This window comes from Bremerella volcania, from assembly GCF_007748115.1.
GTDB classification, from domain to species: Bacteria; Planctomycetota; Planctomycetia; order Pirellulales; family Pirellulaceae; genus Bremerella; species Bremerella volcania.
Genome location: NZ_CP036289.1, coordinates 4,996,693 through 5,009,929 on the forward strand (window position 1 = coordinate 4,996,693; position 13,237 = coordinate 5,009,929).

Consider the following 13,237-nt stretch of genomic DNA (forward strand, 5'->3'; position numbering starts at 1 on the left):
GAGGCAACATCAATGCGTCAATTCGGTCTCGTCCTTGTCTTCGGAATCACTGCTACGCTCGCAGGCAACACCTCGCTGCACGCCCAACAGGCAGAACGCCGCGCCAAGGCTCCGGAATTCAATAATACAACAACCAGCATCATTTTCTTCAAAGACGTCTTCGCGGAAGCTTTGCAAGGAGAACGTCCCGCGACTCTCAGCGAGAACCGCCAAGCGGCCCCCGCCATGGCCCCCGGTTCTCCTGGCGGAGGCATGTCTAGTCCCGCCGCATCCGGGGGTGGCGCCGCGGGAGAATGGGCCGACATCATTTCACCGACCACGATTCAAGACGAAGTCAAGCGGCTCAACAACCAGCTGACCGAAACCGTTCAGAACGTTCGCAAATTCAACGGGGGTGGTTTTGAGGAAGCGCGACGAGACTTCACCGAACTGGCCATGATCTTTGAAATTATCGCCGAACATGACGGGGACGTTCGCTGGAAGGAATTCGCCCTGAGCGCGCGTGACGGTTTTGCCCGCGCCGGTTTCAACTCGAAGGTGGGCACCGACAATTCGTTTAAAGAAGCCAAGCTGCGTGCCGAGGACCTCGAGCAACTCGTGCGTGGAGGTTCGATCGAAGTTCGCGAAGCCGACCCCAAGGCAACATGGGATGCCATCGCGGACCGCCCACCCCTGATGCAGCGGCTGGAAATCGCTTACCAGAAGCGTCTCAAACCGATGACGGCAAGTGAATCCGAGTTTAAGAGCAACACAGAAGAAATACTTCACGAAGCCGAAATCATCGCCGCGATCGGTCATGCGATGCAGAAAGAGGGGTTTGAATACTACGACGACGATGACTACCTCACCTTCAGCAAACAAATGCAGGAAGCTGCAATGAAGGTCGTTAAGGCCGTCAAAGAGAATAACGCCGACGCAGCCCGAACCGCTGCCGGGGATGTCGGCCAGTCGTGTACTCTGTGTCACGAGAGTTATCGTTAGTTGCTATCAAACTTGGGAATCACCAAGTTTGGAATCTCGCCTGGAATTCCCTCGAAGCTGGCAACGACTCGCCCTGGTTCGTCTCTGATTTCGACCGGCCGGCCTGAGAAGTCGATCACCGGCATCTGACCGGGCGGGTGCCCGTTGGCCGTTTGAACAGCGGCCAGCCAGATCGTCATTCGCGACTTATCTTTGGAAAGATTGGCTTGTTGAGCGTGCATTCCACTCAGCAAAAAGTCACCGGAAACGATCGGATACTTGTCGGTCGTCTGTGCCACGTTCAATGCATCGGCAATCGCGGCCAACCCATTGGCGCGCTGATAGTAGGGCTTATCGGCAGCCGCCACGATGTCTTTCATCGCATCGAGATAGAAAGCCTGATCGGTCGTCAAGTTCCGGGCAATCGAACTGGAAAGCTTGGCAAACTCACCGCTTGCCATCATCCCGTCGTACTCTTCGCGCGTAAGCAATGATGCCAGGTGCCCGGCCCGAATCATCTCCAGGAAGTGCAAACCACTGGCCCGGTCTGCTTTCCACAACTCCGTATCGCTGGGCCATCGCTGCATTGTTTGGTTGAGCACGGTTTCGAGCGTTCGCAGTTGGCCGGCAGAAAACTGCGGATGACGCAGCAAAGCACGCAGGGTAATCAGCGTCTCTTCTCGGATTGCCGCCGCGCTATTGCGTGCCGGCAGGGTCGGTACCTGGTTCAACTGATCGGCGTAGGCCAGAGCATAAGCGGCCGCAGTCACCGCTTCGCTCATATTATTCTGGCGTGCCTGGTTAGCGGCCTCTAACAGTTCGGCCCGCGCCAGGCAGTGGATCGTGGAGGTCCAGCTTGGATCGGCGAGGATGCCTGATTCCAGATCGACCGGGAAGCGTGCTCTGGGTTGAAGCAAAACGTTTCGTCCTGCTTTCCGCTGCATGTCCCACGCTGCGAGAAAGTCTTGCCCTTGGTTGGAAACCAGCAGATCGCGCCCAGGCGAATTAGGATTCCACCAGTGGGCACTATCGGTCAGTGCCTCTTCAACCGTTTTCGCGTCGGTGCCGCGGAGGAAATTGAAGATGGGCTCTTCGGAGGTTTCATCCGTTTGACTTTGGTACAACTGAGCGATCTGAGAGGGAAGCGAATTCTCGATCTCAAGCCGATCCAATTCATTCTTTACACGTGGGTCGTTGACCGTCCGCGATAGCTTCAACTGACTGAAATCTGCCGGAGTCGCTCCTGGGCCGTATGGATCGGTGGTCGAGTTTTGACCGCATCCACTGAGCGCGACGACGGCGAATAGCAAGAAGTAATAAGAATGGTTTCGTTGCATGGGGGATGCTTCCGGGGATCAGTCGCTATCGAACGGCACGGCCTATGGTACCGGTGATCGCGGCAATCAGAAAAGCTCGATTAGTTCCGCCAGGCCCGTCTCGGCGAGTTCAGCCCCCGTAACGAACCGGCCGGGGTGGGTCCATTGAGCGATCATTTCGGGCTTCGTCTTGAAGAGGCTCGCCAGCATCGTGTCCATCTCGGAATTGAGATGATGGTAGTGCCGTACCCATTCGGCGGCCTCGGTGACGGGGATATTCTCTTCACTCTGCCAGCGCATCGGATGAAACAAGAGAACGCTCCACGGAGTCACATAACGTTTCTTGCAAGCGGCAAATGGCCAAATGGCTGCCGACGAGCATTCACCGATAACGACGCCGGTCGCTTGAATCTTGCGAATACGGAGGAGACTTACCAATCCGATGGCCGCGTAGGAACTGCCGCCGGGGGAGTCGAAGTAGAGAGTGCACTCTCCTTCCATGGGAACTTCCAGGATTTTCTCATAGATTTCAGTACACGATTCTCCAAACTCGCCAGAGATAACGATCTCAAGGGGACCCGGTTCTTCTTCGTGCTGGGAATCGCCGGAATTGTCCGGCTTCGGAGACTTCGCCATGAGAGTTTCTCGCACCTTTTCGAGATGGCCAGTTGGGGGCGTAACACTTATTCCGTTTATGATAACGCAAGTGACTTTTGCGTTAAGACAACACCGTCTGATGCTGGCAAAGCCAGGCATTGCTGAACCACCGCCCAAGAATCGACGTAAAATTCACCAGTCTTGTCCTTTCAGACCGGCAAGATGGATGAACTGACACAACTTTAGGGATATCATTACAGATACCCTCTCATCGAAATTCGCCCCCAAATTTGGAGCTATAACGTGATGAAATGCATTTCGCCAATTTGCTTGGTTCTGATTCTTTTGACCGCCGTTCCGGCCATGGCAGAGGACAAGACCGAAGGCGATAAGAAGCAAGCCGAACAGATTTCCTTTGGTGATGGTCACCTCGAGATGACCAAGCCAGAAGGCTGGAAATCCGTAAAACCCCGCGTTGGAATCATCGACGTCGAGATGGAAGTCCCTGCGGCCAAGGGAGATGGCACGGAAGGTCGCGTAACCCTGATGGGGGCCGGTGGTAGCATCGAGGCTAATATCGATCGTTGGAAGGGTCAGTTCGTCAAAATGACGAAGGATGCCGAAGTCAAAGAAGAGACGATCGCCGAGCAAAAGGTGCATTTGGTCGAGTTGGTTGGTGACTTCAAGGACCAGCGTGGCCCGTTTGCACCGGCCGAAGTCAAAGAAGGCTACACCATGCTGGCTGCCATCATCACGACCGAGAAACTCGGAAACTACTTCCTTAAATTCTATGGCCCTACGGCGACCATCGATCAAAACAAGGAAAAGTTCAACGCAATGGTAAAGAGCTTGAAGGTTAAATAACCCAAGCTGATACCGTAATACTGCTTTAAAGGAGGCGATTCTTTCCGTTCGCCTCCTTTTTTCATGCTCGTTTCACAAATCTCAAGCACGATGCTTTGGTAATTGCCGACCCTAATCGTCCCCGGCCCAAGGCAGGGCTATATTAGTGTTGAAGTAGAAGGCGAAAACCCGACCGATTGTCGGTATTTCGTCGACGTTAACGAATTTGTCGATTACTTCTCCCCGACGCAGACATCCATGAAGATCCATCAGTTCCTGGAACACTACGGTATTCAGTCGAACCCCTTCGCCGTCGAAGACGCTCAAACCGATACCGTCTTCAAAAGTGGCTGCATCGATTCCACCTATCACCCTTCCTGGCAAAAGGTGTACGGCGATCCCCAGGACCCCTCGACATCGATCGTTTTCGGCGAAAAGGGTGCCGGGAAGACGGCAATGCGACTGCAGATCGTCGATCACATTGCCCGTTACAATCGCGAGAATCCCACACAGCAGATCTACGTGATTGAGTACGACGACTTCAATCCTTACCTCGATCGGTTTCGCGAACACCAGATCGGCCGAAGCCGTCGCCCCGACCGCACGCTCAAGCGTTGGATGCTATGGGATCACATGGACGCCATCTTGATGATTGGCGTGACGAGCCTGATCGATCGTATTCTGGCGACGCGAAACAGCATGGCGACGCCAGGCTGCGACATCAGCGATTCGAGTGTCGCCAAACTCGACCAGAATCAGGCCCGCGATTTGTTGTTGTTGGCTGCCTGTTACGATGAATCCACGACCGAGACGTTCAAGACGCGCTGGTCGGCCCTGCGGAAGAAACTCGGCTTTTGGTCGCTTCAATCATGGGCGGCGTTTTCGCTGGGAGTCGGCGTAACGATTGGCTGCATTGCGGTTTTCACTTCATTGATGATCAGCGCCAACACACCCTATTTTCCCTGGTGGGTTTACTTGATTGCCTTCATCGTGGGCTGGATGCCGTGGATGATCAAAGCGCTGCGGGCCACATGGAAAGCCCATCGCATTTATCGAAACGTCAAGGTCAGCAATCACGAGCGGATCCCGCTGGCACGTACGTTGATGACCTTTCCCATCAGCGACCTGTCGTCTCAGCCGCTGCCCATGCATCCGCGAACCGATGACCGCTATGCGATGCTGAACAAGTTCTCCGGCATCCTCCGTTCACTCGACGTGACTGGCATCATTGTGATCGTCGACCGCGTTGACGAACCCCACCTGATCAATGGTTCGCCGGAACTAATGAAGCTTCTGTTGTGGCCGATGCTCGACAATAAGTTCCTGAAGCAGTCAGGGTTCGGGGTGAAACTGTTGCTGCCGATCGAGCTCCAGCAGTTTATCGAGCGGGAAAACAAGGAGTTCTATCAACGGGCTCGCTTGGACAAGCAAAACATGATTCCATCGCTGCAGTGGACGAGCGAAGCGTTATACGACGTGGCGAGTGCCCGGATCCAAGCGGTTTCCAACGGCGAGGCACCCTCGGTACAGGATCTGTTCGATGAGAGCATTTCCAAGCAGCGTATCTTCGAAGCCTTTCGCCAACTTCGCGTTCCTCGCCATTTATTCAAATTTCTGTACCGCCTGTTAGTTGCGCACTGTAACAACTACACCGACCAGGAACCGAGCTACAAAATCTCAAGTCAAACGTTTGAGTCGACCCTGGCCATATACCTCCGCGAGCAAGACGCGTTTGATCGGGGCCTGGGTGCTGGCTAAACATTGATCCGAAATCGACGTTGACACCAACAGCGTGTTTTGCGAGATTTCCTGCTAATCTTCGATTGGCCTGAGCAAGAATTTGATGGCTCGGTATGTATTACTCGTAAGGAAATTGCGTCATGCAGGGAAGCAAGCACGCGTGGCTGTTGCTGATCGCGATCGTCTTCTTCGGTTGCAATCAATCCGATAATCCAACCAGCACCGCTAAGAACGACCCAGGCAACGAGCAAATCGTCGTCGATGTGGTTAAGGACGAAGTCCAAAAGGCTGCTCAAGACCCCAAGTCGGTCATCGAGTTATTTCTCGTGTCGCTACGTCAAGGCGATGCCACGACCACCAGCCGGTTGCTAACCTCCAAAGCACGCACCGAAACGGCCAAACACGATATGGTGGTCCGACCGCCTGGCAGCGACACGGCGAAGTTTGTCGTGGGTCAGACAATCTACACCACGGAAACGCACGATATCTGCCACGTTGAATCAAACTGGACTGATGTTGATGATGCTGGACGTCGCCAGACCTACGAAATTGTCTGGATACTGCGCAAAGAACCCTCCGGATGGGCGGTTGCCGGCATGGCTACCGAATTATTTTCCGGAGAAGCCCCACTGGTTATGAATTTTGAAGACCCGCTGGACATGCTGGCTCAACAGCAGCGAGCCGAGCTGGAGTTGACCCGCCGCGGCAATGCCACCGGGGGAAGCCCACAGGTAATGCCGGCGTCTCATTCGTCGAGTCTAAACCGTTAAATTACCGTTACAGGCAACTATTTTAACATTAAGCCTTGCAACAATGGACTCTTCCCCATTAATGCAAGGCTTTTTTCGTGGTCAAATTCGCACGACGACGGACAACCGCGATGATAATGTGGTCAAGCACAGCTCACTGATCTCTCAACCGGCGGCTTGGAAAATCTTCTCTAAATACTCTAAACTCCCGTCGCACTGCTTGACTTAGCTTCCAGGCTTGGTAATTTTACGGCCTATGCTATGTAACGCATAAATTCCGCGTAATCGCCACAGTTTCACAACAGGGTAAGCTGCGTCGGTTCGCGGGATTTCCGGTGATCCTAACAAGTCACCGGGTAATGTCCTCCGACGTTGTGCCGTCGTGGTCGGGGGATCACGTCGGACGGCGTCTTCGTGTTTTACTCCCTTACACTTCGGTAAGTGAAGTCTTGGAGGATTCTCAAATGAATCGTGTTTTCACTCTCGGTATCGCGATCTTTTTCGCGGTCGTTGGTATGGCCCTGATTGGTGGCGAACGTCAAGTTGACGCCGCTTTCGGTTGCCATGGTTGTTTTGGTGGTAAGCACTGTGGCGGTCTGTTCGCTCGTCACAAGGCTTCCTGCTGTGCTCCAGAGCCATCGTGCTGCGCTCCTGAGCCAGCTTGTTGTGCTCCTGAACCGACCTGCTGTGCTCCTGAGCCAGCTTGCTGCGGTCGCAAGAAGCATTGCGGTGGTCTGTTCGCTCGCCTGAAGGCTCGTCGCAGCTGCTGCGCTCCAGAGCCTACTTGCTGTGCTCCAGAGCCAACCTGCTGTGCTCCAGAACCAGTCGTTTGCGGTGGTTGTGACACCGGTTGCACCACGTGTGCTCCGGAACCAACCTGTGCTGCTCCTGAAGTTGAAGCTCCTGCTCCAGCTCCAGTTCCAGCCGAAGCTTCCCCTTCGGAAGAAGCTCCACCAGCTCCTCCAGCAGCTGAAGAAGCCTAATTTGGCTTCACTTCTCTTTTAGTGACCAGGCCTGCGGTCACCAAGAGAAGAGCCTGAAGGTGTGCGGGATTTGCCCTGTTGCCCGCCTCCCTTAGACAACTTAATCAAAGGCCCGGTCTTCCGTAACAAGAAGGCCGGGCCTTTTTATTTGAGTCATCGTGGTTCGCCGAACAAGCATTTTTCGTAGATCATTCGTTGTTCCACTTGGCGGCAATTACAATCAAATAGGTATTCCTGCCTGACGCCTCGGTGAAGAGTCTCTGTATGTCGAAGTCGAAATCCCCGCCTGCCAACCCATCCGATTCAGATGTGGTCAGCCCCGGCACACGCACCGCAATTTCGTTGGTCTTGTTCGCTTACCTGTTCGGTCTCTGGGTTGTTGTTTCCAGCTCGCTCGGCGGTGGCTACTCGTCCATGCTGCACGAGAAGCTACTAAATCTTTTTCAGCTCTACACAGAGCCGATGAACCTGGAAGTGCGTGCTTCCCCCTACAGCATGTACTCAGGGACTCCGGCCGACTACGAGCATTTCTTTCGCGTTGAGGTAAACACTCCCTCAGGCGAAATCCAAACCTACGAAGTACCTGGCCCGATGCTTGGATCAGGGCCAAGAGATCCCTACCGCTATCAGCGACTGGCAAAGATCGTTGCTCTGCAAGCAGAAATCAGTGACGACACGCTACCGGCAGAGATTACGAAAGGGATCGGTCAATATTTCCTTCGCTCGACCGGCAGCGACAAAGTTTCCATCCGCTGCATTCGTCGTCGTCCACAACCGATGGAGTTGGAAATAGATGGCCAGGTTTTCGCCGCTGATCCAAGAGATCCGTCGTACGAGACAGAGCTTTACCGAGCGACCGTTCTCGTCGATCCCGAAGGGTCATTCCAGCTAATTAAAGAAATGGCGACCGAACACGTCGCCCCCGTCGAGTAACACAGGAATCCCACGCGTGCTTGGTACCTATTTCAGTCAATTCACCGACACTATTTCTTCCGGCTGGAATCAGTTCTGGTTCCAGCGAGACAGCCCCAAAACGGTCAGCTGTCTGCGGATTGTTGCTGGCGTGGTGGCCTTGATTTATGCCCTGACCTTCACATCGGAATTGGCGATTTGGTTTGCTGATGGTGGCGTTCTTCCGTTGGATCGAACCTATCGTTTGACGGGTGCTTCTGATCCGACTGTCCGGGTCTACTATTGGTCGATCTTTTATTTGGCCCATTCATCCATGCAGTTGTATGCACTGCATGTGGTTGGTTTGATTTCGATCCTGCTTTTCGCCGTCGGGTTCCAAACGAGAATCACGTCGGTCATCGCCACGCTGTTCGTGCTTTCGTATGCCGAACGCGCTCCAATGCTGATGGGTGTACTTGAGCCCCTGCTCTGCCCGGTCATGATTTACCTTTGCCTGGCTCCGTGTGGTGCCTACTTCTCGGTGGATGCTTGGCTGAGAGCAAGGAAAGGAGACACGGAAGAGGTGCCTCCTTCCTTCACCGCGCACTTGGCAACTCGGTTGATTCAAGTGCATGTGGTTGCGTTCTATTGGATGATGGCGTTTGCCAAGCTGGGCAACCCAGTGTGGTGGAATGGCGAGGCCATGTGGTGGCTGATAGCCCAGCCTGATAACCGCTTGATCGATCTTACGTTCCTGGGGGGCTCGCAGGGGTCACGATTACTCGTCTTCGGCTGGACTCACCTGGTGGTCTTTTTTGAGTTGGCCTTTGGCCTGTTGATTTGGTTCCGGATCTGGCGACCGCTATTGGCCGTGCTGGCAGTCTTCCATTGGGTAGGCCTGGGGCTCGTTACCGGGCACTGGGAATTTGCTATCTTAATGATTGGTTTGACCCTGGCGTTTGCCCCTTGGGAAACCCTGGAGATCGCTTCCAAAGAGACATCCAGTTCCCCCCAGCAAGAGACCGCCACTCCAGAACCAGCGAGCGCCGGCGCCTAATCTCCCTTCCTTCCACAAACCTGCCTGATACGGAGCCCTGCTATGCAGTCAACGTCAAAGTGCACTCGCCGAAACTGGATGATGGGGACTGCGGGGCTCGCCGCGTCCGGGATCATCGCCGGATCTTCCCAAGCGGCGCAGCCGATTGCCGATCGTAGTGCTCCTAAATTCAAGTTAAGCCTGGCGGCCTATAGCTATCGCAAACTGCTGCAGGACGCCAATTCAGGGGTCACACTGAAGACCTTCATCGACGACTGCGCCAAGATGCAGTTGGATGGAACCGAGCTGACTTCGTATTACTTCCCGAAAGATGTCCAGGCCGGCTTCCTTTACGACCTGAAGTCTCATGCGTTTCGCCAAGGTCTTAGCGTCTCCGGCACGGCCATCGGGAACGACTTTGGCCATCCGCCTGGCGAGCAGCGCGATCAGCAAATTCAGCTTACCAAGACTTGGATTGAAAACGCCGCCAAGCTAGGGGCACCGGTCATTCGCGTGTTTGCCGGTCATCAAAAGAAAGGGATCTCGGCTGAGGAAACGCATCGTCTGATGGTCGATGGTTTGAATGAAGTGTGCCAATATGCCGGCCAGCATGGCATATTCCTCGCTCTGGAAAATCATGGAGGCCCGACGGCGACCGCCGAAGGACTGCTCAAGATCGTGCATGACGTCGAAAGCGATTGGTTCGGCGTGAACCTCGACTCCGGCAATTTCCACAGCAACGACATTTACGGAGAGCTGGCCCAAATCGCTCCTTATGCGCTCAATGCTCAAATCAAAGTGGTCGTCTCGGGGCCTGACAAGAAGAAAGTCCCCACCGATTTCAAACGGATCTTCAATATCCTGGGCGAAGCCAACTATCGTGGCTTCGTCGTCCTAGAGTACGAAGAGAACGAAGACCCTCGCCAGGAATGCCCTAAGTTCATCGAGACAATTCGCGACGCGATGGGCTAAGCCCTGCCGAGTAGCTTCAGAATGTCGTTCCAAGGACGTGTGTTGACGACATCCTCTTTAGTCAAACCAGCCCTGCGTGCTTGCAATATGCCATAACGCATGACGTCCAGCCCTTCGACCTTGTGGCCGTCGCTGTTGATGCCGATCAAGATGCCCTGCTCTTTCGCGGTGTGACAGTAAACGTCGTTCAAGTCGAGCCGGGCAGGGTTGGCGTTGAGTTCGACGAACTTGCGATTTTCTTTCGCACACTGAAACACGGCGTCCAAATCGACCTCGTACGGTTCGCGCCGATTGATAAGTCTTCCGGTTGGATGGGCGACAATGCAGATGTTTGGGTTTTCTAGCGCCCCGACAATTCGATCGGTGATCTGCTGCTTCGACTGATTCTGACCATAATGCACGCTGGCAATGATCCAATCTCCTTGCTCCAGCACATCATCCGGTAGATCCATCCCTCCCTGTTCGAGAATATCGCATTCGAGCCCCTTGAGAATCTGAATCTTGCCGTCGTACTTCTTTTGCAATTCGTCGATCGTCTTCCATTGATCCAGCAGTCGCTCCGCATTCAGGCCGTTGGCCATGCTGACGCGTTTGGAGTGATCGGTGATTGCGATGTATTGATATCCCTTCGCAATCGATCCCTCGATCATCTCCTCCAACGTGTTCACGCCGTCGGTCGCATCGGTATGCATGTGCATGTCTCCCACGATGTCTTCAACGGTGATCAACTTAGGCAGGCCCGTTTCGGCAAGCTTGAATTCATCGCGATTCTCGCGAAGCTCAGGCGGGAACCATGGTAGATCGAGGGCAGCGTAAACATCCTCTTCCGTTTCGCCCGCGATAAAGGTCTCGCTCCCGTCCTCATTCACACGAAACACGCCGTATTCGTTGATCTTCATTCCACGCTGCTTGGCAATCCCACGAATCTTAACGTTATGTTCTTTCGATCCTGTGAAATACAGGCTCGCAGCGCCGTAGCTCTTGGCAGGAACGACGCGAAGATCGACTTGCATGTTGCTGGCAAGTCGAATGGACATTTTCGTATCCCCCCGGGCAATGACTTCCTCCATTTCGGGAAACTCTGCCAGGCAATCCATCGCTTCGGTCGAGGACTCAGCGACAGTCAGGATATCGATGTCACCAACGGTTTCCTTGCCGCGCCTATAGCTACCAGCAAAGGTCAGCTTTTCGATACCTTTCACGCTCTCCAGATGTTCCCTGAGACGCTGCACCAGCTTGTCGGCTTTGGCCCAATAAACACGCTGCTCGGCCGTCGCGGCGAGATCGATGCCGCTGAGAATCGTTTGTTCGGTCTTCGCACCGAAGCCTTTGAGAGCCCGGATTTTTTCGTCCAGGCATGCCTGCTTTAAGTCTTCCAGCGTCGAGATCCCCAGCTCTTTATAGATCACTGCAGCCTTTTTCGGTCCCAAGCCAGGGATCCGCAACATGGCCAATACCGACGGAGGAATCTTCTTTTGAAGTTCCTCCAACTGCGGCAATTTGTCGGTCTCGACCAGTACCTGGCACTTTTCCGCCAAATCTTTGCCAATTCCCTCGAGGTCGGTCAGTTTCTGGGAGGAGTCGTCCAGAATATCACTGATTTGCTGTGACAGGCCTTCAATCGTGCGAGCCGCGTTGCGATAGGCTCGTATGCGAAAGCTATTCGCTCCCTGGAACTCGAGAAGATCTGCCAGCATTTCAAACTTGGCAGCGATTTGAGCGTTGTTCATGGCGTTATTCGCTGAAAGGTGATCGTATGTCCTTATTCAGCGTAGCGATTGCCATTTGGATCGATCAACTCCCCCTAGTCAGCGCATGAAAAAGGGACTCCGTTTGAGGAGCCCCTTTCACGATGGATTGGTTTGGAATCTCGCACTACTTGCTAAGCGAGTACCAACCGCCGTTGTCGGCTTGAATGGAAGCCGTCGGCGGCGTGAACGATCGACGCGGTGGCTGCTGAGGCATTTCGTAGCCAACCGGAATCACGAGGGATCGCTGATCAAGACCTGCCGTCTTATCGCGTGGATCGAGCAAACGTGGTGCTTCGCTGGCCGAACCTGAGTTGGAAAACTGTGGATCCGGAATCGGAGTCACCGGGGTGACCTTCCACTGCCCAGAGGGTGCCGGAGCGGTCGACGATGGCGTAACCGTCGTCGGAGCAGGACGCTGGCTGGTGACTGGCTGCGGAATGTATCGATTCAACGGCGCGGCACTGGTGGAACTTTCGATGGACACGCCACCCGAACCATTGAGAACCGGACCTTCCAGTTCTGGTCGCAGTGCAGGTCGCGTATCGGCCGGCTGACCACCTTGTGCAGGTGGAGGATTGACCTGGTACTGTGGAGTGGCCGAGGCACCAGGCTGTGGCGAGTAAATCGAACCGCCTGCACCATACGACGGCGAAGCAGGCGCCGATTGATACTGTGGTTGCGGCTGAGGTTGCGAGTATTGGATAGGTTGTTCTTCGACTCGTGGAACCCATTGCCCCGAAGGAGGCGCGGTGATTGTTGCTCCAGGCGAAGGAACGACCGGTGCGTTGTAGCCTGCGGCGGCACAGCCACAACTCGAAGGAGCAGGAGCAGCCCCGAAAGCGGGTACGCGTTGAACTTGATAACGCGAAGTCGTGCATCCTTGATAGCCAACGACGGGAACGCCTGCCGAGTTCGGCTGATAAACGGGGACCGGACGGTAAACGGTGACCGGGACTCGCTGATACTGCGAGTTGTAGTTCATCTGTGGGGCATATCCGGCCGTCGTCACAGGCGATGGTGCTGGGCACGAGCCAACCACCGAAGGCAGGTAGTTCGCCTGAACGGCGGGGTAAGCGGGATAGTTCGTGGTAATCACCGGCGGCGCGACAGGATATGCTTCGTCAGTGCCCCACAGCCAATCGGTCAGCCAACAGGCCTGGGCCGAGCTGGGATTGTTGAAAACTGTCAGGGTGCACACCACCAGGGTGAGAACGGTTTTGATCGGCGAAGCAGTCATCCGGGAAAGGTCCTTCCGGTTGAAAACGCGTCAGGTCGTCGATCCTTCGAACCTCCAAAAATCGGGCTTCCATTGCCTCGCATCAATAAAAGGGACGGTGAAGAATAGATCACAGGCTTGAGCCGGAACAGGAAAAATCTCATGGATTTGCTCAACTAAGCC

Annotated in this window: 12 protein-coding genes; 8 read left to right on the forward strand and 4 right to left on the reverse strand. The window is 54.6% G+C overall.

Going from position 1 to position 13,237, the window contains the following annotated elements; all coding sequences use genetic code 11:
- Positions 1-12: 12 nt before the first annotated feature.
- A complete protein-coding gene (locus Pan97_RS19820; protein WP_144975626.1) occupies positions 13-981 on the forward strand; it encodes a cytochrome c in 969 nt (322 codons plus the stop codon).
- On the opposite strand, the gene Pan97_RS19825 is transcribed toward Pan97_RS19820, so the two are convergent.
- On the reverse strand, positions 978-2,297 hold the full coding sequence (locus Pan97_RS19825; RefSeq protein ID WP_144975628.1) for a hypothetical protein: 1,320 nt from the start codon (positions 2,295-2,297) through the stop codon (positions 978-980). The genes Pan97_RS19820 and Pan97_RS19825 overlap by 4 nt on opposite strands.
- A gap of 66 nt (positions 2,298-2,363) precedes the next feature.
- Positions 2,364-2,912 carry an ATP-dependent Clp protease proteolytic subunit gene (locus Pan97_RS19830; RefSeq protein WP_144975630.1) on the reverse strand — a complete coding sequence of 183 codons (549 nt, stop codon included), beginning with the start codon at positions 2,910-2,912 and terminating at the stop codon, positions 2,364-2,366.
- A gap of 267 nt (positions 2,913-3,179) precedes the next feature.
- On the opposite strand from Pan97_RS19830, the gene Pan97_RS19835 reads away from it, so the two are divergent.
- From Pan97_RS19835 to Pan97_RS19865, 7 genes are all read left to right on the forward strand, one after another.
- Positions 3,180-3,737: a hypothetical protein gene (locus tag Pan97_RS19835; RefSeq protein ID WP_144975632.1), complete on the forward strand. Its 558-nt coding sequence runs from the start codon at positions 3,180-3,182 to the stop codon at positions 3,735-3,737.
- 237 nt (positions 3,738-3,974) lie between these two features.
- Positions 3,975-5,474 (forward strand): hypothetical protein, encoded by a 1,500-nt coding sequence (locus Pan97_RS19840; RefSeq protein ID WP_144975634.1) that lies wholly within the window; start codon positions 3,975-3,977, stop codon positions 5,472-5,474.
- 122 nt (positions 5,475-5,596) lie between these two features.
- The gene (locus tag Pan97_RS19845; RefSeq protein WP_144975636.1) at positions 5,597-6,226 is read left to right on the forward strand and encodes a hypothetical protein; all 630 of its coding nucleotides are present in this window, start codon (positions 5,597-5,599) and stop codon (positions 6,224-6,226) included.
- A gap of 443 nt (positions 6,227-6,669) precedes the next feature.
- Entirely contained in the window at positions 6,670-7,188 is a 519-nt protein-coding gene (locus tag Pan97_RS19850; protein WP_144975638.1) for a hypothetical protein, read from the forward strand.
- Positions 7,189-7,452: 264 nt separating this feature from the next.
- A complete protein-coding gene (locus tag Pan97_RS19855) occupies positions 7,453-8,121 on the forward strand; it encodes a hypothetical protein (RefSeq protein WP_144975640.1) in 669 nt (222 codons plus the stop codon).
- 16 nt (positions 8,122-8,137) lie between these two features.
- Entirely contained in the window at positions 8,138-9,136 is a 999-nt protein-coding gene (locus Pan97_RS19860) for a hypothetical protein (protein ID WP_144975642.1), read from the forward strand.
- Between the two features lie 42 nt (positions 9,137-9,178).
- A complete protein-coding gene (locus Pan97_RS19865) occupies positions 9,179-10,087 on the forward strand; it encodes a sugar phosphate isomerase/epimerase family protein (protein WP_144975644.1) in 909 nt (302 codons plus the stop codon).
- Here the strand turns inward: Pan97_RS19865 and polX are convergent.
- On the reverse strand, positions 10,084-11,817 hold the full coding sequence (gene polX / locus Pan97_RS19870) for a DNA polymerase/3'-5' exonuclease PolX (protein WP_144975646.1): 1,734 nt from the start codon (positions 11,815-11,817) through the stop codon (positions 10,084-10,086). The two genes, Pan97_RS19865 and polX, sit on opposite strands and share 4 nt — an antisense overlap.
- Positions 11,818-11,962: 145 nt before the next feature.
- Positions 11,963-13,075 carry a hypothetical protein gene (locus Pan97_RS19875; protein WP_144975648.1) on the reverse strand — a complete coding sequence of 371 codons (1,113 nt, stop codon included), beginning with the start codon at positions 13,073-13,075 and terminating at the stop codon, positions 11,963-11,965.
- Between the last annotated feature and the right edge of the window lie 162 nt (positions 13,076-13,237).